Annotated in this window: 23 protein-coding genes and 3 pseudogenes; 14 read left to right on the forward strand and 12 right to left on the reverse strand. The window is 59.5% G+C overall.

Annotation, left to right across the window (positions count from 1 at the left end; translation table 11 throughout):
• Positions 1–47 precede the first annotated feature (47 nt).
• Both C5J22_RS32015 and C5J22_RS02280 read left to right on the forward strand, forming a co-directional pair.
• Positions 48–965: pseudogene (locus C5J22_RS32015) on the forward strand (NAD(P)-dependent oxidoreductase); the annotation flags it as partial.
• Positions 946–1587 (forward strand): GMC family oxidoreductase N-terminal domain-containing protein, encoded by a 642-nt coding sequence (locus C5J22_RS02280; RefSeq protein WP_172746482.1) that lies wholly within the window; start codon positions 946–948, stop codon positions 1585–1587. The pseudogene C5J22_RS32015 and the gene C5J22_RS02280, both read left to right, overlap by 20 nt.
• Here C5J22_RS02280 and C5J22_RS02285 read toward each other — a convergent pair.
• The 6 genes from C5J22_RS02285 to C5J22_RS02310 form a co-directional block, all read right to left on the reverse strand.
• On the reverse strand, positions 1472–2461 hold the full coding sequence (locus tag C5J22_RS02285) for an aldo/keto reductase (RefSeq protein ID WP_105436971.1): 990 nt from the start codon (positions 2459–2461) through the stop codon (positions 1472–1474). The genes C5J22_RS02280 and C5J22_RS02285 overlap by 116 nt on opposite strands.
• A 72-nt stretch (positions 2462–2533) precedes the next feature.
• A complete protein-coding gene (locus C5J22_RS02290) occupies positions 2534–3313 on the reverse strand; it encodes an enoyl-CoA hydratase-related protein (RefSeq protein WP_105436972.1) in 780 nt (259 codons plus the stop codon).
• 42 nt (positions 3314–3355) lie between these two features.
• Positions 3356–3820, reverse strand: coding sequence for a Zn-ribbon domain-containing OB-fold protein (locus C5J22_RS02295; protein ID WP_105436973.1), 465 nt, complete (start codon positions 3818–3820; stop codon positions 3356–3358).
• On the reverse strand, positions 3783–4925 hold the full coding sequence (locus tag C5J22_RS02300; protein WP_105436974.1) for a thiolase family protein: 1143 nt from the start codon (positions 4923–4925) through the stop codon (positions 3783–3785). The genes C5J22_RS02295 and C5J22_RS02300 overlap by 38 nt, the downstream gene beginning before the upstream one ends.
• Positions 4926–4954: 29 nt before the next feature.
• Positions 4955–7069 (reverse strand): acetate--CoA ligase family protein, encoded by a 2115-nt coding sequence (locus C5J22_RS02305; protein WP_172746484.1) that lies wholly within the window; start codon positions 7067–7069, stop codon positions 4955–4957.
• 159 nt (positions 7070–7228) lie between these two features.
• Positions 7229–8266, reverse strand: a complete 1038-nt coding sequence (locus C5J22_RS02310) for a LacI family DNA-binding transcriptional regulator (protein WP_105436976.1) — start codon at positions 8264–8266, stop codon at positions 7229–7231.
• A 205-nt stretch (positions 8267–8471) separates the two neighbouring features.
• Between C5J22_RS02310 and C5J22_RS02315 the strand changes: the two genes are divergently transcribed.
• The 5 genes and pseudogenes from C5J22_RS02315 to C5J22_RS31550 all read left to right on the forward strand — a co-directional run.
• Positions 8472–9497, forward strand: a complete 1026-nt coding sequence (locus C5J22_RS02315) for a tripartite tricarboxylate transporter substrate binding protein (protein WP_172746485.1) — start codon at positions 8472–8474, stop codon at positions 9495–9497.
• Between the two features lie 79 nt (positions 9498–9576).
• A complete protein-coding gene (locus C5J22_RS02320; RefSeq protein WP_172746486.1) occupies positions 9577–10026 on the forward strand; it encodes a tripartite tricarboxylate transporter TctB family protein in 450 nt (149 codons plus the stop codon).
• 4 nt (positions 10027–10030) lie between these two features.
• Complete coding sequence (locus C5J22_RS02325) at positions 10031–11536, forward strand: tripartite tricarboxylate transporter permease (protein WP_105436979.1); 1506 nt, start codon at positions 10031–10033, stop codon at positions 11534–11536.
• A 55-nt stretch (positions 11537–11591) separates the two neighbouring features.
• Positions 11592–12437 carry a fumarylacetoacetate hydrolase family protein gene (locus tag C5J22_RS02330; protein ID WP_105436980.1) on the forward strand — a complete coding sequence of 282 codons (846 nt, stop codon included), beginning with the start codon at positions 11592–11594 and terminating at the stop codon, positions 12435–12437.
• Positions 12438–13171: 734 nt separating this feature from the next.
• Positions 13172–13453 (forward strand): annotated as a pseudogene (locus tag C5J22_RS31550) (ISL3 family transposase); the annotation flags it as partial.
• A 69-nt stretch (positions 13454–13522) separates the two neighbouring features.
• On the opposite strand, the gene C5J22_RS31900 reads toward C5J22_RS31550, so the two are convergent.
• The 6 genes from C5J22_RS31900 to C5J22_RS02360 all read right to left on the reverse strand — a co-directional run bounded on the left by C5J22_RS31900 (position 13523) and on the right by C5J22_RS02360 (position 18305).
• The gene (locus C5J22_RS31900; RefSeq protein ID WP_256386108.1) at positions 13523–13645 is read right to left on the reverse strand and encodes a hypothetical protein; all 123 of its coding nucleotides are present in this window, start codon (positions 13643–13645) and stop codon (positions 13523–13525) included.
• A 120-nt stretch (positions 13646–13765) separates the two neighbouring features.
• Positions 13766–14380, reverse strand: coding sequence for a calcium-binding protein (locus tag C5J22_RS02340; protein WP_172746487.1), 615 nt, complete (start codon positions 14378–14380; stop codon positions 13766–13768).
• A gap of 432 nt (positions 14381–14812) precedes the next feature.
• The gene (locus C5J22_RS02345) at positions 14813–15607 is read right to left on the reverse strand and encodes a 3-methyl-2-oxobutanoate hydroxymethyltransferase (RefSeq protein ID WP_105436983.1); all 795 of its coding nucleotides are present in this window, start codon (positions 15605–15607) and stop codon (positions 14813–14815) included.
• Positions 15608–15632: 25 nt separating this feature from the next.
• Positions 15633–16853 (reverse strand): NAD(P)/FAD-dependent oxidoreductase, encoded by a 1221-nt coding sequence (locus tag C5J22_RS02350; protein ID WP_105436984.1) that lies wholly within the window; start codon positions 16851–16853, stop codon positions 15633–15635.
• A 1-nt stretch (position 16854) separates the two neighbouring features.
• Entirely contained in the window at positions 16855–17169 is a 315-nt protein-coding gene (locus tag C5J22_RS02355) for a MocE family 2Fe-2S type ferredoxin (protein WP_105402533.1), read from the reverse strand.
• A gap of 44 nt (positions 17170–17213) precedes the next feature.
• Positions 17214–18305 carry a fatty acid desaturase family protein gene (locus tag C5J22_RS02360; protein WP_105435518.1) on the reverse strand — a complete coding sequence of 364 codons (1092 nt, stop codon included), beginning with the start codon at positions 18303–18305 and terminating at the stop codon, positions 17214–17216.
• Positions 18306–18477: 172 nt separating this feature from the next.
• Between C5J22_RS02360 and C5J22_RS02365 the strand changes: the two genes are divergently transcribed.
• The 7 genes and pseudogenes from C5J22_RS02365 to C5J22_RS02395 form a co-directional block, all read left to right on the forward strand.
• A complete protein-coding gene (locus C5J22_RS02365) occupies positions 18478–19509 on the forward strand; it encodes a LacI family DNA-binding transcriptional regulator (protein WP_105436985.1) in 1032 nt (343 codons plus the stop codon).
• Between the two features lie 155 nt (positions 19510–19664).
• Positions 19665–20477, forward strand: coding sequence for a TIM barrel protein (locus C5J22_RS02370; protein WP_105436986.1), 813 nt, complete (start codon positions 19665–19667; stop codon positions 20475–20477).
• Positions 20478–20589: 112 nt separating this feature from the next.
• A complete protein-coding gene (locus tag C5J22_RS02375) occupies positions 20590–21513 on the forward strand; it encodes a sugar ABC transporter substrate-binding protein (protein ID WP_046635218.1) in 924 nt (307 codons plus the stop codon).
• A 63-nt stretch (positions 21514–21576) separates the two neighbouring features.
• Complete coding sequence (locus C5J22_RS02380) at positions 21577–23130, forward strand: sugar ABC transporter ATP-binding protein (protein WP_105436987.1); 1554 nt, start codon at positions 21577–21579, stop codon at positions 23128–23130.
• Positions 23131–23151: 21 nt separating this feature from the next.
• Positions 23152–24234 (forward strand): ABC transporter permease, encoded by a 1083-nt coding sequence (locus C5J22_RS02385; protein ID WP_105436988.1) that lies wholly within the window; start codon positions 23152–23154, stop codon positions 24232–24234.
• A 114-nt stretch (positions 24235–24348) separates the two neighbouring features.
• Positions 24349–25233 (forward strand): formyltetrahydrofolate deformylase, encoded by an 885-nt coding sequence (gene purU, locus C5J22_RS02390; protein ID WP_105436989.1) that lies wholly within the window; start codon positions 24349–24351, stop codon positions 25231–25233.
• Positions 25234–25246: 13 nt separating this feature from the next.
• A pseudogene (locus tag C5J22_RS02395) lies at positions 25247–25719 on the forward strand (transposase); the annotation flags it as partial.
• Positions 25720–25856: the final 137 nt, after the last annotated feature.

The raw sequence follows: 25856 nt of genomic DNA on the forward strand, positions 1-25856 counted from the left end.
CATCATCGTAAAAATCCCGACAGGCTGACGGATCATCGCGACGGGAGGAAAACGTGGCAGATCGCATTATCGGATTCATCGGGCTCGGCAACATGGGCTCGCATATGGCCAGGCATCTGGTGAAAGCCGGATACGAAGTTCTCGCCTATGATATAGACCCGGAAAAACGAGCAGCCTTTGCCCGGGAGAATGGAACGGCGGCCGCCGAGACGCCGGCCGACCTCGCTCCAGCGTCGGTCATCCTGACCATGGTGCCGACCGGTGCCGTCGTGCGCGCGGTGCTGAACGAAGGCGGCGAAAAAAGTCTCCTCACAGGCCTTAGGCCCGGCAGCCTCGTCATCGACACGACGTCTTCGCCACCGAAAAGCACGCGCGAACTGGGGGCCGATCTTGCACGCCACGACCTCCTTTTGATCGATGCGCCGGTCTCCGGCGGCTGGATGGGCGCACGCGATGCCAATCTGGTCTTCATGATGGGTGGCGATAGCGAAGCGGCGGTCGATCGTGCTGCAACCGTGCTTTCCCATCTAGGCAAGCAGATATTCCGGCTTGGCAAACTCGGTTCTGGCCATGTGATGAAGGCGATGAACAACTACGTCTCGGCTGCAGCCTATGTCGGCGCCTGCGAGGCGCTGATCATCGGCCGGCAGTACGGGCTGGATCCTGCTATGATGGTGGACGTTTTCAACGTCTCAACCGCACGCAGCTTCGCCACGGAAACATCCATCCGCCGCATCATCGCGGGAAACGAGAGCCGCAATTTCGCGCTCGACCTCTTCACCAAGGATATAAAGATCGCCGTTGACCTTGCCGACGCCAAAGCCGTGAAGGCGACGCTGACGCATGCAGTTCTCGACCGCATGGTCGAGGCACGCGATGCGATCGGCGGCCATGGCGATCACACTAAGGCTTATGCCTTCTGGGCATCCGAGGTGGGAGAGGACAATGACCGACGAGACGCATGAGGTCGACATCATCGTCGTCGGGGCCGGCAGCGCCGGATGCGTCGCCGCAGGGCGGTTGAGCGAGGTCAGCGGGTTGAAGGTCGCACTTGTCGATGCCGGTACGAAGGACACCCTGCGCCTGACGAAGATACCGGCTGCCGTGCTGAAAACCCTCGGCCATCCGTGCTACGACTATCGCTTCAAGACGGAGCCGGACCCGACCCGCAATGGCCGTGTCGACCAGATCGCCCGCGGCAGGGTGCTCGGCGGCTCGTCCGCCATCAACGGTCTGATTTTCGCGCGAGGCGCACCGGTGGATTTCGATCGCTGGTGCGCACTGGGCAACGACGGCTGGGATCGGCAGAGCGTGCTGCCGCTGTTTCAGCGCCTCGAAAATTCCGATCTTTCAGACAACTCCCTGCGTGGTGGGCTCGGGCCACAGAACGTGACGCTGCCGACCTACCGGCATCCCCTGACGGATCCCTTCATCGCCGCGGCCCAGAACTGCGGCATATTGCTCAAGCGAGCTATTGCGGCATCTGCGAGACGGATGCCACCTCTATGTCTCCGGTTGCAGATCGAACGTTGCCGAAAACCAGTGATAATCGCTCAACGATGTGCTCCGGCAATGGCTTCCCGTTGATGGCTGCAATATTGTCGTCAAGATGCTCGAGGTTTCCGGTGCCGGTCAGGACGACGTCGACACCTGAACTGTGACGACAAAAGCGGTAGGCAGTTTCTGTCAACGAACCCGATATGCTCGGCTCGAGAAGAAGATCGCACAGATCGTCAGTGACGACGGCTTGGGGATCAATTTCACCGATCCTGATCAGCCTGGCGACAAGATTGTCAAGCCGGTCTTTTCGAGCAAGTGCTCCGCGGACTGCGTACATTGCCATCACACCGAGATTGGTTTCCGCGGCGCGAGGTAACAGATGTTGCATCGCTGATTGATTGACGAAATTATGGCCCAGCATAATCACGTCCCAAACCCCATCGCCAATCGCGCGTTGCATGACCTGACGGGAAGGATCTGTATCAAAGGCTTCAGTAATGCCGAGAAAGCGGACTTTCCCGGCGTCACGAACTTGCAGCAGTTCAGGCAGTAACTCAGTCAAGCAGAACTCGTAATGATGAGGGCGCACACCATGGAGATGGATGAGATCTATATGGTCCGTCCCGAGAACCCGGAGACTTTTTTCCACGCTTCTGGTGATGTCGCCGCGCTTGACGAAGTCGGCACCTTCATAGCTTGTGCCGGGCAGAGTTGCTTTGACTTTGGTCGAGACGATGATCTTGTCGCGGCAATTGCGAATGGCCTGCCCAACCACGCTTTCCGTGCCATAGGCAGGTGCGGTGTCGATGAAATTGATACCTCGATCGATCGCCGCGCGAACCAGATCGACTGCTTCCATTTCGCTGGCTCCGGTGCGCAGGCCCAGCCTGCTGCTGCCCCCCGCCCCAAGCGCTGCCACGCTGACTTTCAGACCCGTCCGGCCGAGGATCGCTGTATCCATGTTACCGTCTCCTGACCAAAAAGAATTGGCCCAATGTCACAATAGGGTGAGCGCGCAGTAACCCTCTTCGCGTCAGCGGTTCTTCCAGACCGGCTTGCGTTTTTCACTGAACGCCTTCGGGCCCTCGATGAAATCCTCGGTCTCGGCGAGTGTGGAATGGATCGGATAACTCGCCCGCAATGCATCTTCCAGGGTCGGCTTGTCGAGACTGCCGTAGACGGCTTCCTTGGCGGCTCTGACCGAAAGGGGAGCGAGTTCCAGGATCTGGTTTGCCCAGACTATCGCCGCCTCGAGCGCTTTCGAGGGCGGCACGACCTCGTTGACAAACCCGAGACGCCGGCCCTCTTGCGCCGTCACGCGACGGCCGGTGAGAATGATGCCAAGCGCCTCTTTTTGCGGGATGATGCGCGGAAGGCGCTGGACGCCCCCGCCGGATGCCATCATGCCGACCTTTCCCTCCGGCAAGCTGAAATAAGCATTTTCAGAAGCAATCACCAGATCGCAAGCCAGAGCCAGTTCGAAGCCTCCACCGACCGCCAGCCCGTTGACAGCGGCGATGATTGGCTTTGTCAGATCGCAGCGCATCGCCAGCCCTCCGAAGCCCGTATGTGGGCGCGGCCCCCGCTTGCCAGCGGCCTGGGCCTTGAGGTCATTGCCAGCCGAGAAGGCGCGATCGCCCTCCCCCGTCACGATGCCGATCCACAGATCGTCATTGGCAGCAAAGTCGTTCCACACAGCCTCCATTTCGTGGCTTGCCTCGCGGTTGAGCGCGTTCGCCACCTCCGGCCGATTGATGGTCACGACACGGATCCGTCCCCGATCCTCGACTTTGCAGTAAAGCAGTCCGTCCATGTTCTGTCCTCCCAGTCATCAACGTTCAGGCACTCGCAATGATCAGGCGCCGATCGACGTCGGCGACCAATGGATCAGCGTCATCTCCTCGTTGGGGCCGGCCGCGACGAAGCGACCGGTGAGAGACATACCGATCGCCACCGCAGACGGATCGACATCAACGACGTTGCCGATGATACGCACGTTCGGAACCGCGTCGAGCGCAACAAAACCGACCGTGTACGGCGTGGAGGAAAATCCCCTCGCGGTCGGGCGGCCGACGATCGTGTAGGTGAACAGCGTCCCGCGCGGTTCGACAGCCACCCACTCGACATCGCTCGACCGGCAGGTCCGGCAGTTGATGCGCGGCGGCCAGCGATGGGTTTCGCAAGCGCCACATTTCTGGATCTTCAATTGGTGATTATGTGTGCCTTCCCAGAAGGGAGCAAAATTCGGATCAGAAAGATCCGGCATCGGAATCTGATCGAGATCAAACATTTTTTCCTCCCAGAACGGCGAAGCTTCCATCGCCAAGTTGTCCCCATCCCGTTACCGCGATGAGCCGGGCATTCTCGACCTGACGGCTACCGCATTCCCCCCGCAACTGGCGTACCGATTCGATCACGTGGTTGAGGCCGGCCTGATGGCCTTCCGACAACATCCCTCCATGCGTGTTGATCGGCAACCTGCCACCCAGACGAATGCCTCCATCGGCAATCAGCGCGGCCGCCTCCCCGTGCGCGGCAAAACCGGCCTCTTCGATCTGATGCAGTACCTCGAAAGTAAAGCAGTCATAGATCATTGCGGCGTCCATATCCCCAGGTCCCATACCCAGATCGTTCCAGACCCGATCTGCCGCTTGTGTCAGTCCGATATCGAGGAAGGGATCGCGGTTCGACGTATCGTCGGGCGAGACGCCCTGCGCTTCGGCAACCGACAGGATGCGAATATCCCGCACCTCGTTGCGCGCCGAGACGATCACGGCGCTTGCTCCGTCCGTTTCCAGGCAGCAATCGAACAGCGTATAGGGATCGGCAATCATCCGCCCCGCCAGATACTCGTCCATCGTCAGTTCGCGGCCGTGCATCTGGGCGTTCGGGTTGAGGTTTGCGTGGGCGCGGGCGGCCAGGGCGATCTCGCCAAGCGTGCGTCGATCGAGCCCGTATTCGTGCTTGTAGCGCTGGCAGAGGACCGCATAACGCTGGGCCGGGGTGTTCATGCCGTACACATGTTCGAGATGCCGACGGAACGGCTGGCCAGGCAAGAAAGACGGCCGATCCGCCTTGCGGGTCCCGGAACTCCCCCTTAATCCGCGAAACAGCAATACATGATCGGCTGCGCCGCTGAGAACCGCCATCGACGCGAGCCGAAGTGCCGACACCGCACCGCAGCCGCCCATGTCGATCGTCGCCCGGAAACGCGGATTGAGCGAAAGCTCCGCTTGGATAACATCATCGCCCACATGGCCGGGATAGGGTATGATCCCGTCGATCTGCCGGGCATCGATCCCGGCATCGGCAGCTGCCGCCAGCACAGCCTCAATCGCCAGCACTTCGGCAGGACGATCGATCTTCTTGCGGTATTCGGTATTGCCCACCCCGATTATGCGGGCCTCGTTCCTAATGCCGACCACAAACTTCCTCCACGTGTCATTTATATTGGCTAGTTCCACACGGCGCGGGCATCGACGATCGATATGAGCCCACCCGAGACCATCACCGGATTGAGATCAACTTCCGCAAGCGGCTCTCCCTTGCCGAGGGCCCAGTCGGCGAAATCTGCAAGGAATGCCACCAGCGCGTCCCGGTCGGCAGCGGGCTGGCCGCGATAGCCGTCGAGGAGCATGTTCAAACGAGCGTTTCGCGACAAAAGCCTGCGTAGCATGGTCGGTGTCGTAGGTAGAACAACGGCTGCGATCTCCGCATGCAGTTCCGCCAGCGTGCCGCCGAGACCAACGACAAGCACTAGTCCGAAAGACGGGTCGCGCTTGATCCCGACCAGGATTTCCATACCCTGCGACATCTTCTGGATCAGCACTGACGTCGCGGTGAGCTTCTTCCGCGCAGCGATTTCCTTGAACGTTTCGGCAGCAGCCTCGACCACCGCCTTGTCCCCAAGTCGGATGGCGACACCACCGTCATCCGACTTGTGGTTCATATCCGGCGAACTGAGCTTGAGGGCAACCGGAAAGCCGATCTGCTCGGCACGGGCGCCGATTTCGGCGGTATTAAGCGCCGGAACGACGTCGAATGCCGCACATGGCAGGCCTGCCAGCCTCAGGTTCTCAAGCGTTTCTGTAACGGTCCAGATGGACTGAGTCCCATCCGCTGGCACGGCCGATGCGTTGACCGGCGCTCCATCCAGCAGGCTTATCAGGTCGACCGCCCCGTCCTTATCCGCATAGCTCTGCGAAAACTTTGCACAGGCCTCCGCGGCGCGGGCCGCCAGCGGAAAATCACCGAACGCGGGAATGCCGGCTTTATCGAAGATCGCCTGGACTTCTGCGGAAATTCCTACCCAGGCGACGAACACGTCCTGCGCAACTTCCCCGGCAGCCACCACGATCGCGCGCGCAACCGCCTCCGCGAAGACGCCGCCGGCGCCCAGCGACAGAAAGATCGTGTCGATGCTGGCGTCTTGAGCGATGGTGTTTATTGCGCGCCTCACCTTTTCCGGGTTGCGCCAGACCCCGCCGATATCTGCCGGATTATGAATGCCGGCCTGTCCAGTCGACTCAGCCATCGCCGCGACCATCGCTGGCGAAAATTGCGCCAGATCCCAGCCGATCGCCTCAATATGATCAGCGCTTAGCGACGCAGCACCGCCCGACACTGTGACGACCGCCGCACGCCGGTTGCGCGGCAGATGGTCGCGACGCCGCGCCCGTTGTGCCATGGTGCGACCGACACTGAAGAACTCGACGAAACTGTCCGTCTCGATGATGCCGGTTTCCTGCGCGATTGCAGCAAACACCTCTCGCGCGCCTGCCACCCGGCCGGTATGGGATTGGACCGCCTCGCGCCCTTTGACGGATCTGCCGACCTGTAGCATGGTGACGGGTTTTCCGCCCAGCCGCGCCGACAGCGCCGCGCGCCTGAACGCGGCACCATCTCCGATGCCTTCCAAAAACAGCATAATTGAATGCACGCTCGGATCGTCCACCATGGCCTGCATCAGTTCTTCGATGCCGGTCGCGCTTTCGTCGCCGGTGCTGACCAGCCAGGAAAACCCGACCGATGTCTCGCCGAACCACTGCAACATGGCTGAAATTGTCGCCCCGCTCTGTGAAAGGCAAGCAATCCCGCCCGCAGGAACGCGACCGCTGCGCGTTCCCGATGCGAAGCTTCCATTCAGGCTGAGATTGCCGTTCAAAACACCCATTGAATTCGGGCCGATAATCCGCATCCGGGAAACCTTGGCCAGTTGCGAAATCCGTGTGCGGAATATGAGACGCTCGTTCTCGCTGCCGCTTTCCGCCGTCACGACAACACAACTGTGCACGCCGAGCTTGGCGGCCTCTTCCAGCGTGGGAATGACGAACTTGATCGGCGTCACCACAAACACCATGTCGGGGATCGACGGCAGATCCGAAAGTGACCCGTAAACGGGAAGACCCAGCAGGGTCGTGCCGGCCAGTCGCGGGTTGACTGGATAGACGGTCGCCCGCGCGCCACCTTCGACGAGATTGGCGAGCACCCGGGCGCCATAATAGTTGCCACGTTCAAGGTCTGAAGCACCCGCGACGGCGATGACTTTTGGAGATGGCAGCACGCCCATAACCGACGTCCTATTCGTATTCGAGGCCATTTAGGGAAATACCGCTTTAGACAACGTTGTCTTTTCACTAACCGGAGAAATTTGACCTGTCAATGTCACGATTATTGCGATGGTGCTGAGACCGTAAAACACATCTGGCGTATCGGCATAACCGCCATATTAAAGAGATGCGAAGGTTTCTCCGACGACGATCGAATGACCAATGACTTCCCCGCTCGAGGGGGACGATGACGCATTGTCCGACATGATGAAGTCCAGTGCTGCTTCGCCTGCGCGGTTGAAATTCATTTCAACCGTCGTCAGCCGCGGCGTGGATAGCGTCGCTAGCCGCGTATTGCCGAGGCCCATGACAGAGATCCGCGCGGGGATTTCAATTCCCTCTGATCGAAGATGACTGATTGCTCCAAATGCGATCGCATCGGAGCCACAGATCAGCGCCGTGAAATCCGGGTTTCGTAAAAGCATTTCGGCGGCACCGCGTGCACCGGCTTCAGGGGTGGAATCGATATTGGCAATCGCATAATCCACCATGTGACCCGACAGATAGCTCGTCATTGCCTGCATGCGCTGCTTCGTCATATCGTTGCGCGCCGGACCAAGCAGGATGCCGATTTTCTTGTGCCCGTTCTCGACGATGAACTTTGCCTTGGAAATTCCGATCGCCTCACTATCTGCTGCAAAGACAGGTACTTGTATGTTCCTCGGCATGAGCGAGACGACGACCGTACCCGAGCGCTTCAACTCCTCGACCGTCTCCACGAGTTCCCCGTGATGGGTCCACTGATCGAAGCCGCCGCCAGCAATGATGATGCCGTCGACGCGGTATTCGAGAAGCTTGCGCAGGTATTTGATCTCCAGCAACGGATCGCGTTGCATGTTGCAGACGATGGCAAAGGTGGAGTGGGCGGTCTCCGCTCGCTTCGTTACGCTTTCAGCGATCATGCCATAGTGAGCATCGAGCATGTCTCCAATCACCAGTCCGACCACACCCTGCCTGCCTCCACGCAATCGCCGAGCCACAAGATTGGGGACATATCCCACGGCTTTGGCGGCTACGTTCACCTTTTCCTTGAGCCTGGCATCAACGGCATAATCGGAATTGCGCAAGACGCGCGCCGCGGTGCTGAGAGAAACGCCCGCTTTCTTTGCCACGTCAACCAGTGTCGGGTTTTTTACGTCTCGCTGGTCCATAGTCATTCTCGTCTCTATCGATGCTACTGGTCACGCACTTGAACAGCGTCGCAACCACAAGCCGTGAAGCGTCTCTACACCAAGCCACCGGGACGGTCAAAATAGCATAGACAACGTTGTCTTCATCCGCTACTCTTTCTTTCGGGCATCGGCAGGCGTAACCGCCAAGCCAATTTTTGAGCACGGGACTTCGTCTGGAGGTGACGAGGCCTTGTTGCTGTCGGCTCACAGAATAAGAGATCATTCAAGGAGGAGACGAATGGGACAGGTTATTCGAACTTTGGCGCTCGTAGCGACCATGGCCGCTTTCTCGGGTCTGGCAATCGAAAATGTAGCCGCCCAGGGCGCACCTTATCCGACCAAACCGATCAAGCTTATCATTCCCTATGCTCCTGGCGGCGGCACCGACGCCGTTGCGGCCGCATTCTCGGACAAGCTCTCTCAAAAACTAGGGCAACCGATCGTCAAGGAAAACCACGCAGGAAGCAATTCCGTCATCGGCACCGCGTTGCTCGCCCAGGCGCCGCCGGATGGCCAGACATTGCTGGTCGTCACAGCCGCTATCGCCAACAATCCGTTTTTGTATTCCAAGCTGCCATACCAGACCGAAACCTTCGTGCCGGTATCGATCCTGACTTCTTATCCTTTTGTTTTGGGAGTTCGTGCCAATCTGCCGTTCAATTCCATGCAGGAGCTTATCGCCTACGCAAAGGCCAACCCCGGCAAGCTGACGGCCGGGACATCGGGCCGAGGCGCGGGCGCGCAACTGGCTCTTGGGCTTCTCAACAAGAGCGCCGGCATCCAGATCCGCGACATCCCGTTCAAGGGAGCGGGTGAAAGTCTCAACAACGTGGCGGGTGGTTTTGTCGACATGGTGTTTTCCGGGTATGAGACGGTACGCCCGTTTGTGGAAAGCGGGAAGATGAAAGCTTTCGCTCACACGGGTACCGAGCCTTTGGGCACTGAAAGAATCCCGCCGATCGCAGATGCTGTTCCAGGCTTCGAATACCTGAACTGGCTTGGGCTGATTGCACCCGCCGGGACACCTCCCGCCGTCACCGAAAAGCTCAACGCTGAGCTCAAGGCAATCTTCGCCCAGCAGGACGTCAAGGACCGGCTGGCAGCCCAGAACATCACATCGGTCGCCAGCACCTCTGCGGAGGCAAAGACCTATCTCGCCAAAGAGATGGAAAAGAGCAAGTCCATCATCGAGAGCATCGGGCTGAAGCCCGAGTAACCCCCCAATCCCATCTCGTCTGATCCGCAAACGCCGGATCAGACGAGGCAGATCATCACGACACCGGGAGGTTGGTCAGGTGTTTTCAACGTCCAACGGGAAAGCCGATATAGAGGCAGGTCTGTTCTTTACCCTTTTTGGGGGGCTGACGGCCGGTTTGTCGCTACAATATCAGATGGGGACAATCGCCGCGATGGGCCCGGGCTTCTTCCCGTTCATGCTCGGCATTCTGCTCACATTCATCGGCCTTATCATCTTCGTCAAGGGCCTGCTGGGGAATGGCGAAACTGCAAGAAATCTGCCGCTTTGGCCAGCAATCTTGATCACTGCCTCGCTGCTCATCTTCGCATTCCTGGTTCTAACGGCGGGACTAGCCGTTGCAGTCACTGCGCAGGTTGTGATTGCTTTGCGAGCGTCCGAACATTTTACTTGGAAACGGGCTGCTGCGCTCAGCGCCGGTCTGCTGATCTTCTGCTACGTCGTCTTCGTGTATTTCCTCGGCATATCTTTGCCCATGATCGCGGTTTGATTCAATGGACCTGTTCAACAATCTTGGCATCGGTTTTGACGCTGCGCTGTCGCTCAACAATCTCACCTTCTGCTTTATCGGTGTGCTCGTTGGAACAGCGATCGGCATATTGCCGGGGTTGGGGCCACTTGCCACGATAGCAATGCTTCTACCGCTCACCTATTCGCTGGAGCCGGTCACCGGCCTGATCATGATCGCGGGTATCTATTACGGCGCCCAATATGGTGGCTCGACGACCGCTATCCTCGTCAATCTGCCGGGCGAATCTTCGGCGATCGTATCGTGTCTCGACGGACACCAGATGGCGCGCAAGGGACGCGCCGGCGCAGCCCTCGCGATAGCCGCGATCGGGTCCTTCTTTGCCGGCACAATCGCAACGCTTTTGATTGCGGGTTTTTCTCCCATCCTTGCCGAAGTGGCCTTTCTGTTCGGACCTGTCGAATATTTCGCCATGATGGTACTTGGATTGACTGCCGCGACACTGCTGGCGCACGGGTCTTTCATCAAAGGCGTTGCAATGGTGCTAACCGGCCTGATCCTGGGTCTCGTCGGCGCTGACGTAAACAGCGGCACCTACCGCTTTACCTTCGGCTCCTTTTCGCTAACGGAGGGAATCGAATTCGTTGCGGTCGCGATGGGGTTGTTCGCGTTCACCGACATCGTCACGAATATCCGCAACGATACCGCCCGGGAGGTAACGTCTCCGACGCTTGGCAATCTCTGGATGAGCCGAAAGGAGGCAAAGCAGGCAGCGTTTCCCGTTTTGCGAGGCACGATGGTTGGCTCGGTTCTCGGGCTTCTGCCTGGCGGTGGTGCGATGATTTCCTCTTTCGCATCCTATGCCATGGAAAAGCGCCTGTCACGACACCCTGAGGAGTTTGGCCATGGCGCAGTGGCGGGGTTAGCAGGCCCGGAAGCCGCCAACAACGCGGGAGCACAGACCTCCTTCATTCCCATGCTGACGCTTGGCATACCCAGCAACGGCGTGATGGCGCTGATGATCGGAGCGCTTATGGTGCATAATATTGCGCCTGGTCCGTTCGTAATGGTTTCCAACCCGGATATTTTCTGGGGTCTGATTGCCTCCATGTGGATCGGCAATGCAATTCTGGTCGTGCTGAACCTGCCCCTCATTCCTCTCTGGGTGCGGCTCATCCGCGTGAATTACTGGATCCTGTTTCCGATCATCCTGACGGTATGTTGCGTCGGTCTCTACAGTATCGGAAACCGGGTACTGCCGATCTATTTCGCAGCGGGCTTCACGCTGCTGGGGTGCCTGTTGTGGCGAATGCGCGCCGAAGCGGCGCCCCTCCTTCTCGGGTTTATTCTCGGTCCGCTTATGGAGGAGCATTTCCGCCGGGCGCTGCTTCTTTCGAATGGCGACGTGGCGATTTTCTATCAAAGCCCTCTATCCGTCGTCATGCTGAGCGCCGCTGCGATCATCTGTGTGATTGTCCTTCTTCCGCAAATCCGGCGTGGACGCAACGCCGCATTTGCCGAAGAGACTTGAGGCCGCGGCGCCGAACGTTCTCGAAACCATCAACCCTATTCAATGTGAGATCTGCATGAAATTTGTGAGCTTCGAGTACCAAGGGCAAGACGGCTTCGGCGTTTTGTCCGACGAAATTGTATTCGACCTTACCGGTCGTCTGGCGCCTCAGGTGACGACCCTCAAACACGCGCTTGCAAGTGGATTGCTGGGCCAGGCGCATGATCGACTGGGGCAAGCACCGCAGCTGCCGCTCCACGACCTTAAACTGCTCCCCGTGATTCCCGATCCGGACAAGATCATCTGTGTGGGCCTCAATTACGACGATCACCGCAAGGAAACGAAGCGGCCCGACTCTGAGTATCCGACGATCTTTACCCGTTTTGCGGATTCGCAAGTCGGCCACGATCAACCAATGCTCAAGCCTTCTTTTTCGGAGCGCTTCGACTACGAAGCGGAGCTTGCCATCATCATAGGCAGACACGGCCGCAATATTTCCGAGGGAATTGCTATGGATTATGTCGCCGGTTACGCCTGCTATAACGACGGGTCCGTGCGCGACTGGCAGCGGCACACCAGTCAGTTCACTCCCGGCAAGAACTTCCCCGCTACCGGCGGGTTTGGCCCGGCTTTGGTCACGCCGGACGAGGTAGGCGATTATCGATTGCTGCCGATCCAGCTTCGGCTGAATGGAACCGTGATGCAGGATTCACATTTGGCAAATCTCATCTTTCCGATCGAGAAGCTGATCGCCTATTGCTCGACATTCACTCCGCTGTCGCCGGGCGACGTGATCGTTACCGGCACGCCGGGCGGAGTCGGAGACCGCCGTGAGCCGCCTATCTATATGCGGGAAGGCGACCTCGTTGAAGTTGAAATAGGCACTGTTGGCACCCTGAGAAACCGGGTTACCAACGCGTAGGGTTGCAGGCCAATTAGACATAGCGCCGGGATTGGGTGAGAAAAGATATGGACATGGAACCAAGGCCATATGGCCGTAAGGTCTAAATCTGAACGGGGTTGGAGCTTTCACTAAGCTCGGTGGACGCTTGACGGCAGGCGCGCATTGCTTCCATCGGACCCCTGATACCCCTCGCCATCAGATTGTCTTTGAGATCCAAGGGGCAGTTTCCGGAAAAATTCGCACACTCCTCCGGCCGCCGGCTCGCCAACGCTTGTCGCGAAGATCGAGGAACTAGGACTAGCTACAACTAGTCAATGCGGACTAAGGTCCTGTGCCTTGGTATGTAGACCCTAGCGGCTGTCGCCCGGGTGCGAGAAAAATGTGCTTGATCGTGTGGTTACCTGCTTTTTGAGAATGTCTCACTACGGTGCTCGCAGGCCGCCTCGGTGGCGGCGCATTCTTTTGCACAATTTTCAGGAAGTACGAGACTCACCATCGGTGCGACTGTGAGCATTCGATCGTAGTTCGCGCGATAGCGTACGTTATCAAAGAGGCCATTTTCCGCGTGCGTGCTCCTTCGCCTTGAACGGAATCGAACCGTCGACACTTCAGAAACTATCGTGTTTGTTCGACTTCGTTCAACAATTGCTCGATCCGCTCACAGTCGTCGGTTCAGCCGAACGAGAATGCCTTGTCGGTGGCAGCGCCAAGGTCAACGGTGGTGAAGGAATCCCCCGAAGTATGGACCGATCCGCTGCGGCCTTTATACTCAGGGCCGTCCGCGAAGGCGGATAACAGGCCAAGCAGGTCCCCGGTTTCATCTGATAAAGAACCTTCGCTCGGCCGTCGAGGAATAGATCAGCCTTTCCGAGCGTGCCACCGGCAGATCCCTCCTGTCGGAGGACGCAATCGTCGACGCTGCGACACATCGCCGGCGCCCGTCTCGCCCACAAGAAGCTCACCGGGGGCTCTTTGCTATGCACCATGCTTTGCGCGACCAGGGCCTCTCCTACAGCAAGGTCTCCCTCAGCACCACGTAAAACGAGGAAGAACCTGCTTAACTGCCAAACGACGGCTGGCAATAGCAGCCGTGAGCCCAAGTATCACGAGGCGGCCCGCGCCGATTCCTCGAGTGCTTCGATCCGCTGGTAGACCCAAGATAGATATTCCTGAAGCGACGATGTTTTTTGGTCGCCATTGAAGGCGTTGATATGCAGACCGTCCAAGATTCCGCTCTCCATGTAGACCTTTACGACGTTAACTTCCCTTCGGGCGGCACCGAGGTCCATGTCAGCAACATTACTCAGGTAAGCTTCGTGGCTCTCCTGATTGGTTATTTCTTTTTCCTAAGCTTTCCGATCAGTTACAGACTTCTCGTAAGCTGCCTGAACCCCGATGAATTCTGCCATTTCTTCGGGCGTTGCCTGCCGGACTTTCCAATGGCCATGGTCGAAGGCTGTCGTGTTCTCTACCGGTGTCCCCTGCTTTGCGCGCTCACCATTTTCGCCGTTAAGAATGTCATTGCCGCTCCCACCAAGTCCAATCCCGGCACAGCGAACATTGATCGTATCACTTTCGGAGCCACCAAAGGCGGCGCCTTGAGTAACGGTAAGGATATCGATCCCAGCTTCCCCGTAAATCTCGGTGCCGATATCGTTTGCCGCGGAAGTGATCGAATCGTTTCCAACTCCACCGTAAATAGTATCCGCCTGAGAGCCGCCTGTTGATCCTACAGCAGCACTCACGTCGGTGGACACATCGCCGAAGATGGTGTCGCTTCCATCTCCTCCATAGATCGTGTCATTGCCTCCCGCACCTTCTAGCCAGTCGCTGCCGGTCCCCCCGGTCAAGGTATCGATGCGGCCGGAGCGAACCGTTGCGAGACATTGCCCCGTGGCGTCGCGCCTTGGCGGTCTCACGGCCAATGTCGGAAGAGCGAGAAGGACGTTTTCGGCGAACAACCGGCCGATTTCCCTGGAGAAGTGCTCTGGAATCCGACACGCCTTGTACATCTCCGTCGTTGAGGAGCGATCCTGACAGAAGGTGTGCGGCAATGTCGGGCGCGATGGCCTGCGGGCTTCGCTCGGAAAGCGATCGGTTGCTTTCCCAGGCTTCTCTTTGCAGGATGAATGCCCAAGCAAGCTCGTCCAAGTTCAACGAGCCGATCGATATGCCGGAGGCTTCTGAGAGATTGGAGCCTATATGAGCAAGACAACGAACAAATTCTCTCCCGAAGTCCGTGAGCGCCATTCGAATGGTGCTGGATCACGAAGCAGAACACCCAAACGAAATGGCCTCCGGCAAATCCGGCGCGGTTCAGCATGCACCCGACCGATGCGGCCGGCGCCCACAAGAGCAAAGTTCACTGTCATGGTTGATCGCTTGTGGCTAGATCAGCCGTTGATCATATCGCGGAAACGGGCAAGTTCCTCACCCGCCACACCGACATTGTGCGGCTCCGCCGGATAGGCTCCGCTCTCGATGTCCTGGCGGAATTCCCGGAAGGCTGCGATGCGCTCGTGCTGCAGGCGGTCGAACTCTGCGGCAAAGTTGCGATAGGTCTTTGCATGTCGAGGCACGTGCCCGCGGTTCAGTCCGAGCACGTCATCGGCAAAAAGATATTGCGCGTCGCAATCGGCCCCCGCCCCCATCGAGATCATGAAGAGAGACGTCCGGGCGCTGATCAGCGAGGCAACTTCGGCGGGAACCACCTCGATCTCGGCGGCGAAGGCACCAGCCTCCTCAAGGGCCTTGACGGCATTCCAGATCGCCATCGCGCTGTCGGCGGTCTTGCCGACCGCCTTGAAGCCACCGGTCCATGTTGCCTTCGAGGGAATGAGACCGACATGGCTGCAGACCGGAATCCCCTCATCCCTGAGCACTCGGATGATCCGGAGGCTTGCCGCGCAATAGACAGCGTCTCCCCCGGCCCGCATCGCTTTGAAGGCCGCTCGCAGATATTCCTCCGTGGTGACGAAGTCGCCGTATTCGAGCCCCGGCACGGCAAAGACGCTTGGCGCCACCTCGCGGAACGCAGGCCCGAGGAGTGCCGGCGGCACGGAGACCATTTCGATCCCGGCCCTGTCGGCGGCTTCCGCCTCCTCGAGCGTGACGACACGAAGCATGCTGAGCTGGCGCTTGCCCTTGAGCGCCAGGATATCGGCAACGGTGGGACGGTTGGATTTCATCGGTTCATCCTTTGGCGCCAGGCGCTCACAGAAGGGATTTCAGCTTGACGGAAGGATCGCCGAGTGCAGCGGGATCGGGGTGCGCGCCCCTGGCGATCAGCATCTCGGCCAGCCGAATGTCGCGGGCAACGGCACCGCCGGGGCCAAGCCCGCTGGCTGCCAGCAATCGCCCGTCCGCGTCGAGGTGAAACAGGATTTCGGCCTCCGGAGACAGCGTCCGGCCGACGGTCGATGTCGCGCCGTCGGACAGGCCGGCTACCTGCAGCGTCAGGTCGTATTGGTCCGACCAGAACCAGGGCACCGCATCGAAGGATGCGGCCTCTCCCAGCATGTTGGCCGCCGCGACGCTGCCCTGTTCCTGCGCGTTGCGCCAGGATTCAAGCCTCACGCGCCGACCGCCATAGGCGATGACGGGAAAGGAGCAGCAGTCGCCGGCTGCGAAAATGTGCGGATCGCTGGTCGCCAGATGGCGATCGACGGCTATGCCGTTGTCGATCGCAAGCCCTGCTTCTGCGGCAAGACGGGTGTTGGGTTGGGCACCGATCCCGACCACGACCGCATCGACCTCGATCCGGCGACCATCGGCGAACCCGATGGTAACGCCGCTCTCGCCATCGGCGATGGTCTCGATCCCCACGCCGCAGAGGAGTTCCACGCCTTCTGCCGCGTGCCGTGCCTGCAAGGCGAGCGCAAGCTTTTCGGGAACACCGCGCATCAACACGCGCGGTTGCGCTTCAAACAAGGTGACGGCCGTCCCGAGTTTCCGGCCCATCGCGGCCAGTTCGAGCCCGATGAAGCCGCCGCCGAGAATGGCCACGCAGCCATCCTCCCGCATGTGGCGACGAATGGCGGACGCGTCCTCGACGGTCCGCAGCACATGGATACGATCGCTCGTGGCAAGGCCTGGAAACCGGCGCGGCGCGGCGCCGGTTGCGAGCAGCAGCCGTTCGTAGGACAGTATTTCGCCCGCTTCCAGTCGCAGCGCATGGCGTGCCAGGTCGAGCGAGATAGCCCGCTGCCCTCGCAGGAAGGTGATCCCCGCCTCGGCAAAACGTTCGCTTGCGACGATCGCCCGGACGGTCCCGGCTTCCTCGCCCCCCTTCGACAGGGGCGGACGTTCGTAAGGGAGATGCGGTTCGTCGCCGATCAGCGTGACGGTCCCCTGGTAACCCCGCTCCCGCAGGGCAAAGGCCGCGCGCACGCCCGCTTCGCCGGCGCCGACGATCACCATGCCTTTGTCACCCATCTCAGCCGACCTGGATGAAGACGCGGCCACCATCGACCTTGACCGCATAAGTCTTGAGGTTGACGCAGACGGGCGCGCCCTTGGCTTGGCCGGTCTTGTAGTTGAAGCGGCCGTTGTGCTTCGGACATTCGATGATATCGTCCATCACCAGACCATCGGCCAGATGGACATTCTCGTGCGTGCAATGTCCGTCGGTCGCGTGGAAACTGTCTTCCGGGCTGCGATAGACGGCGTAGCTCTTGCCGGCGTGATCGAAGCGGATGACATCCTCTTCGTCGATCTCGTCCTTGTCGCAGACGTCGATCCAGGTGCTCATCGGGCTCTCCTCCCCTTTATAGCTTATTTTGTCGGATGCCGGCGTCACTCCGCCGCTGGCGCCATTGCGTCGCTGTGGAAGTCTTCGCGATAGGGCTTTGCCGTCGGCGGCAACTCGCGCTTCAGGAAATAATCCTCGTTTCGGAGCTGGCGCAGGAAGGCAGGGATCATCTCGCGATAACCGTCGAGGATCGACGGATTGGGTGCCGGCAGATCGTCCTTGATCGTCTGGTGCAGCTTCGGCAGCGCGTGATAGGGCACCATCGGGAACATGTGATGCTCCACGTGATAGTTCATGTTCCAGTAGATGAAGCGGCTGATCGGGTTCATGTAGACCGTGCGGCTGTTTAGCCGGTGGTCGGTGACGTTGTCGGCAAGGCCGCCATGCTGCAACAGGCCGGTCATGACATGGTGCCAGGCACCATAAAGGCGCGGCATGCCGATCAGCATCAGCGGCAGGATCGAATTCAGGGCGATCGCGAGCGCAACGGTCGCCACATAGATCGCGAGCCAGATGCGCGCGACGCGGATCGCCTTCGGCTGCTCCGTCTCCGGAATGATGATCTTCTCTTCGGCGCTGATGACGCCAAACGCGTTTCGGACCATGTCGATCACCGCATGCCAGGCATCCAGCAGGCCGAACAAATTGAGGATCAGCCGCAGGAGATCCGGCGGACGCATCACCGCGATTTCCGGATCCCGGCCGACAATGACCGTATCGGTGTGGTGCCGGGTATGGCTCCAGCGCCAGGTCACCGGATTGCGCATGATCATGAAACAGGCGATCTGGTAGACAAAGTTGTTCATCCACATCGTCTTGAATGCCGTGCCATGACCGCATTCATGCCAGCGGCTGTCCGAGGCGGACCCGTAGAACACGCCGTAGGCGAGGAAGAAAGGGATCGCCCAGAGGCTGCCCCAGAAATAGATGCCAAGCGCTGCAAAGACGACCATACAGCCAAGCCAGATCGCCGTGTCCCGGAGGGCTGGCCCATCCTCCCGCTTCATCAATTCCTTCATCTGCTTGCGCGGAACCTCGGTATGATACCACTGCGCCGCCGCGAGCCCATTGGCCACCGCTGCCTGCGCATCGCGCCCAAGCAGGCTGTAGTCACGCTTTGCCGCTGTCCTCGCCATAGATCTCCTCCATCGGTTTCGATGCGGTCGCCATCAAAGGCGCCGCATGGAATCTGATCTTGAGGATTATCGTTGTTCTGACGGATCACAATCCACGCATGATATATTCTATCAAAAGCTATCATTCTTGATTTATTCCATGATAGAAACCTCTCACTTGAGGGAGGAACAGATGGGATCAAGACCGACGATCGCGGATCTGGCCAAGACTGCGGGAGTGAGCGTCGCAACCGTGGACCGCGTGCTGAACGGGCGGCACAAGGTGCGCGAGGACACGGCGCGGCGCGTCTATGACGCGGCAAACGAGATTGGCTTCCATGCCGTAGGATTGCTGCGGCAGCGAGTGTTCGAGGGGCTGCCGCAATACCGGCTGGGCTTCATCCTGCAGAAGCCCAACCACCATTTCTACCAGAGCTTCAAGCGGGAACTCGAGATCGCCGTCCAGAATCATCCCGGCATTCGCGGCGTGGCGCAGATCGAATTCTGCGCCAACCAGACACCGAGCGAATTGGCCGACAAGCTGAGAGAGGTAGGCGTCAGGAATCAGGCGGTCGCCATGACATCCCCGGACTATCCGGCCCTGACGGTGGCAGCGGAAGAACTGAAGGCAAAGGGCATCCCGGTATTCTCACTCCTGTCCGATTTCGCCTCCGGCATCCGCGAGGGCTATGTCGGGCTCAACAACCGCAAGGCCGGCCGGACGGCAGCCTGGATGATCACGAGGGCTGCAAAAAAACCTGGGAAAGTGGCTGTTTTCGTCGGCAGTCACCGCTTTCACGGTCACGAATTGCGCGAGATCGGCTTTCGGTCCTACTTCCGCGAACACGCCCCCGACTTCGAGGTTCTCGACACGCTGGTTAACCTGGAAACGGTGGAAATCACCCACGAGGCAACGCTGGATCTGTTGCACCGCCATCCGGATCTTGTGGGTTTCTATGTTGCCGGTGGCGGAATGGAAGGCGCCATTTCCGCCATCCGGGAAGAAAAGCTCGGCGGCAAGCATGTTATCGTCGTCAACGAACTGACGCCAATTTCCCGCGCAGCGCTGGCCGATGAGATCGTGACCATGGCGATTGCGACACCGCTTGCCAATCTGTGCCGCGAACTCGTCCAGCTGATGGTCGAGGCGGTGGATACCGGCCCCGCGACGGCGCCAGGCCAGACTTTCCTGCCGCTCGAAATCTGCGTGCCGGAAAACATCTGAGCCGCAATGATGGAAATCCATCATCAGAATCCGCAAATTCTTTCATAAATGAGATAGAATATTGCTATTTCTTCTTTGACCAACGCCACGAAACCTGATGACCTCGTTCAGCGGGACGGAGGAGGAAAGCCGGCCGCCAAACTTCGGGAGAACTCATGGCCGCGCTTACCTTCGCGCTCAACCACATGGTTGCGCCACACATGCCGCTCGGCGCTTTTTTCGAACTGGGCGTATCGCTCGGTGTCCGGGAATTCGAAATCCGCAACGATCTTGCGGGTAATGCCATTCTCGACGGGACTTCACCTGAGACGGTCGGAGACCTGGCAAAGGCGCACGGAACCGAAATCATTTCGATCAATGCCCTGCAGCGCTTCAACGAATGGACGCCGGAGCGGGAAGCGGAAGCCAGGGAACTGGCCGCCTATGCTGCTGCCTGCGGCGCAAAAGCTTTGGTTCTCGTGCCCGTCAACGATGGAAGCGGCAGGCTGGAGGGAGAGCGTCAGGGGAATTTGCGCGTTGCGCTCAAGGCACTGAAACCTATCCTGCGGGACAACAACCTCATCGGCCTCGTGGAGCCGCTCGGTTTCCAGATTTGCTCGCTTCGCTCCAAGAAAGAAGCAGCGGAAGCGATTGCCGCGATCGATGGCCGCGAGAGCTTCAAGCTGGTTCATGACACTTTCCACCACGTGCTGGCTGGCGAGCCGGATATATTTCCGGATTTGACGGGGCTGGTGCACATTTCCGGCGTCGATGACCAGGACGTCAGCATCGACGCCATGCGCGACCCGCATCGCGTGATGGTGACGGCACGAGACCGGCTGGACAATATCGGTCAAATCCGTGCGCTCGCCGACGCTGGTTATCCCGGCCCGTTCTCGTTCGAACCGTTCGCGTCACCCGTTCACGCATCGAGCGATCCGCAAGCGATGATCCGCAATAGCATGGAGCTGATCCGGGACAGACTTTGACGTCTTCACCGATCCGGCGGGAGTGACCGGATCGGTTCGTGAGATTGCCTTCGGGGAGGAGGCGACCGGCTTTTTGAGGTGTTTGCCGGGCACCGTTTCAGAGGAGGAAGAGATGAAGAAATTTTTGGCGGGTGCCGTGCTCGGCGTTCTGATGGCATCGAGTGCCTATGCAGGCAATATTGGCGTGTCCATGGCCAATTCCGACACGTTCCTGACGGTTCTGCGCAAGGGTATCGAGAAGTCTGCGGCCGATGCAAAACAGCCGGTCCAGATCGAAATCGCGGATGATGACGTTCAGAAGCAGCTTTCCCAGATCCAGAATTTCATCGCCTCGAAGGTCGATGCGATCATCGTCAATGCCGTCGACACCACGGCAACGGCGCCGATGACGAAGCTGGCGAACGATGCCGGCATCCCGATCGTCTACGTCAACCGGATGCCGGCAGACGTCGACAAGCTTGGCCCCAAGGGGGCATTCGTCGCCTCCGACGAAGTTCAGTCCGGCACGCTGCAGACCAAGGAAGTATGTCGCATCCTGGGCGGCAAGGGCGATATCCTTGTCATGGTCGGCGATCTTGCCAACCAGGCTGCCGTCCAGCGCACGAAGGACATCCACGACGTGATCGCGACGCCGGACTGCAAGGGCATCAAGATCCTCGACCAGCAGACCGCCGTGTGGGATCCGGTCAAGGCTCAGGACCTGATGACCAACTGGATCGCGGCCGGCCACAAGCCGGCGGCTGTCATCGCCAACAACGACAACATGGCGATTGGCGCGATCAACGCCATGAAATCCGCCGGCTGGAATATGAAGGACGTGGTCGTTGCGGGCATCGATGCCACCCAGGAAGCACTTGCCTACATGAAGGCGGGCAATCTGGATGTATCCGTCTTCCAGGATGCCTTCGGCCAGGGCTCGGGTGCGGTCGCCGCTGCCATAAAGCTCGCCAAGGGTGAGAAAGTGGACGCCAAGGTCTGGATCCCGTTCCAGCTCGTGACGCCTGAAAACATGGCCAAGTTCACGACGAAGAATTGACCGAGGATGGGCCGATCCGCTGCCTTGCGAGGCAGCGGATCACTCTCGTGGAGGAGGACCACCATGTCAGCTGAACGCATCATCAGTCCCCAGACCATGGAGGCCGTTCGCAGGAGCGGCGCTGTCCCGGGCAGCAAATATCTTCTGGAAGTCGAGGACGTGCGCAAGGAGTTTCCAGGTGTCGTTGCTCTGGACAACGTGCAGCTGAAGCTGAAACGCGGGACGGTGCATGCCCTCATGGGCGAGAACGGCGCCGGCAAGTCCACGCTGATGAAGATCCTCGCGGGCATCTACACGCCCGACAGCGGCTCATTCAAACTGCGTGGCGTCGACATCCGCCTCAAGAATCCGCTCGACGCGCTTCAGAACGGAATCGCGATGATCCATCAGGAACTGAATCTGATGGCGCCCATGACCGTGTCGGAAAACATCTGGATCGGTCGTGAACCGCTCGGGCGTTTCGGTATCGTGGACCACGCCGAAATGAACCGTCGAACGGACGCGCTGTTTGAGCGCCTCGGGATCGAAATCGATCCGGAAATCAAGGTCGGCAAGCTCAGCGTGGCCAACCGCCAGATGGTCGAGATCGCCAAGGCCGTATCCTTCGATTCCGATGTCCTCATCATGGACGAACCGACATCGGCCCTCACCGAGAGGGAGGTGAACCACCTCTTCCGGATCATCCGTTCCCTCCGCGAGGAAGGAAAGGGCATCATCTACATCACTCACAAGATGAACGAACTCTTCGAGATCGCTGACGAGTTCTCCGTCTTTCGCGACGGCAAGTACGTTGCGACCTGCAATTCCTCGGAGGTGACCCGCGAAGACATCATCCGCATGATGGTCGGGCGCGAGATCACCCAGATGTTCCCAAAAGAATCGGCGCAGATCGGCGACGTCGTGCTGTCGGTAAAAGGGCTAACGCTGAACCGCGTCTTCCGCGACGTGTCGTTCGATCTCCGGGCCGGCGAGATCCTCGGCTTTGCCGGCCTCGTCGGCTCGGGCCGGTCCAACGTCGCGGAGACAATCTTCGGCGTGACCCCTGCAAATTCCGGGACGATCGAGCTTTTCGGCAAGCAATTGACCGTTTCCTCGCCGTCCGTCGCCATGGCGCATGGCATGGCGTTTCTGACGGAGGATCGAAAGGAGACCGGATGTTTCCTGCTGCTCGACATACAGGAAAACGCGCAGATGGCGGTGCTGCAACAGCGCTATGTGCAGCTCGGTTTCGTACAGCAGGAAGAGCTGCGGAAGGCGGCCACCGACATGGCCAACCGCCTCAGGGTCCGCACGCCCGACATGCGGGAGCCGATCATCAACCTGTCGGGTGGCAACCAGCAGAAGGTGCTGATCTGTCGCTGGCTGATGACCAATCCGAAGATCCTGATCCTCGACGAACCCACCCGCGGCATAGATGTCGGCGCCAAGGCCGAGATCCACCGGCTGATCTCGCAGCTCGCGGGCCAGGGTGTGGCGATCATCATGATCTCGTCGGAGATGCCGGAGGTGCTCGGCATGAGTGACCGGATCGTCGTGCTGCATGAGGGGCGGGTCACAGGCATCCTGGACAGGGCCGAAGCCGATCAAGTCAAGATAATGGAGCTGGCGTCGCGCTGACGGCACAGCCGGGAGGATATCATGTCTGATGCCATCAACGAACTGGGGGAGACCTCCAAGACGGGCTTGAAGAAAATTCGGCGACTTCCGCCGGAATTCTCCATACTGGCAGTCCTGATCGGGATCGCCCTTATTTTCGAAGTGATCGGCTGGTACGTCGTGGGCGAAAGCTTTCTGGCGAACAAGCAGCGCCTATCCATAATCGTCCTGCAGGTCGCCGTCACGGGGATCATCGCCGTCGGCGTGACGCAGGTCATCATCACCGGCGGGGTCGATCTCTCGTCCGGCTCCATGGTCGGGTTTATCGCCATGGTGGCTGCGAGCTTCGCCCAGACCTCGCTGAATGCCCGTGCCGTTTTCCTGCAACCGGAATACGCGGCTTTCGGCCTGGACTGGTTCATCGATTCAAGCCCGCTCTGGCCGCTTCTGGTCGGCGTGCTGCTCGGCGCATTCCTGGGTTATCTGAACGGCCTTCTTATCGCCAAGACAGGAATTCCGCCCTTCATTGCCACTCTTGGCATGATGGTTTCAGTCCGCGGCCTGGCCAAATGGTATACCGAAGGCCAACCCGTCGCTTTGCTCAACGAAAACTTCGCCTGGCTCGGCCAGAGCTTCAGTCTCTGGGGCTTTCCCGTCCCGCGAACGGTCATCGTCTTCTTCGTCGTGGCAATCATCTTCCACGTCGCATTGTCCTATACCCGCTACGGCAAGTTCACCTATGCAATCGGCGCCAACAGCCAGGCTGCACGCGTCTCCGGGATCGACATCGGCAAGCACCTGATCAAGGTCTATGCGGTCGCCGGCCTTCTCTCCGGCCTCGCCGGCGTCATGCTTGCTGCCCGCGCCCAGTCCGGCCAGCCGAACATGGGCGTCTCCTTCGAACTCGACGCCATCGCGGCGGCCGTCATCGGCGGCGCTTCGCTCTCCGGCGGCGTCGGCCGGATCACCGGGACGGTAATCGGTACGATTATTCTCGGTGTGGTGACCTCCGGCTTCACCTTCCTCAAGGTCGGCGCCTATTACCAGGAGATCGTCAAGGGCGCGATCATCGTCGCGGCAGTCGTCATCGACGTGCACCGCCAACGCAAGAAATCCCGCGCCTGAAGAACCTCCCCAGGCGCCGAGGCGGTGCTGGTTCAGAACAACCTGCACCGCCTCCCCCCATGCACCCGTCCTACGATTCAGATGACGCCGTCACAGGGCATTCACGAGATGACCATGAAGACCTATGTTTTGACCATTTCCTGTCCGTCGACCCGCGGCATCGTCGCTGCAGTCTCGGGCTATCTCGCCGATCACGGCTGCAACATCGTGGATTCATCCCAGTTCGACGACCTCGGCACCTGTCGGTTCTTCATGCGCGTCTCCTTCATCTCCGAGGAAGAGGCCAATGAAGCGAAGCTCGCACAGGGCTTCCCCGCTATTGCCGAGCGTTTCGGCATGACCTGGAGCCTGCATGATGCCGCCAAGCGGGAGAAGGTCCTGCTGATGGTATCCCGCTTCGGCCACTGCCTGAACGACCTGCTCTACCGCTGGAAGATCGGCGCACTACCGATCGAGATCGTCGGCGTGGTCTCCAACCACTTCGACTACCAGAGGGTCGTGGTCAATCACGATATCCCCTTCCACCATATTCCAGTGACCGAGGCCAACAAGCCTGAGGCCGAAGCGCGCATCATGGACCTCGTCAGGCAGACCGGCACCGAACTCATCGTGCTTGCCCGCTACATGCAGATCCTGTCCGACCAGATGTGCCAGAAGATGTCCGGCCGGATCATCAACATCCACCATTCCTTCCTGCCGTCGTTCAAGGGCGCCAATCCCTACAAGCAGGCTTTCGAACGTGGCGTGAAGCTGATCGGCGCGACGGCCCATTACGTCACTGCCGATCTCGACGAAGGCCCGATCATTGAGCAGGACACCGTGCGCGTCACCCATGCGCAGTCTCCGGAAGACTATGTCTCTCTCGGCCGCGACGTCGAAAGCCAGGTGCTGGCGCGGGCCATCCACGCCCATATCCACCACCGCACCTTCATTAACGGACATCGCACCGTCGTCTTCCCGGCAAGCCCTGGTTCCTATGCCTCAGAGCGTATGGGGTAAACGTGACCATTAATACGCCCAACTGGAAAAGAAGATTGCTGATGTGGAGGCGAAGGTAAAGGCATGGCAGCGCAACGACGAACGCAGCGTACGTCTCTCGGCATTGGCCCAATCGGTGCGGCGCTCCTGATCATGAAAACACCGGCGCCGGAGCTATTCCGATCCGGCCGCCAGTTTGCAGCTTGGATAGGGTTGACGCCAAAGGATCACTCGACCGGCGGCAAGCTGCGGCTCGGTTGTATCACGCGAGCCGGCGACGAAGCACTGCGGGCAGTCTTGGTGGTTGGAGCAACCGCTGTCATTCAGCACGCGCGGCGATCTGGTAAGGCCTCTCGGTGGCTGATGGAACTCCTTAAGCGCAAGCCGCCCAAACTGGCAGCTGTCGCACTCGCCAACAAGATGGCGCGCATGGCCTGGAAGCTCATGGTCTCCAGGGAGACATACAGCGCAAAATCAGCGCCAGTCCTGATGGGTTGCGCCGCATGAAGATCGCGGGCAAGAACCGGGGACATCCTAATCTTCGCTACGTGTTGCTGATGCCAGAACTTGCAAGATAGGAGCAGATGGTGTGATCGATCGATCCGGGACACAGGATACCCCGCTGATCCCATTGGCAGTTAAAG

This window comes from Neorhizobium sp. T25_13, from assembly GCF_002968675.1.
In the GTDB taxonomy this organism is placed as follows: Bacteria; Pseudomonadota; Alphaproteobacteria; order Rhizobiales; family Rhizobiaceae; genus Neorhizobium; species Neorhizobium tomejilense.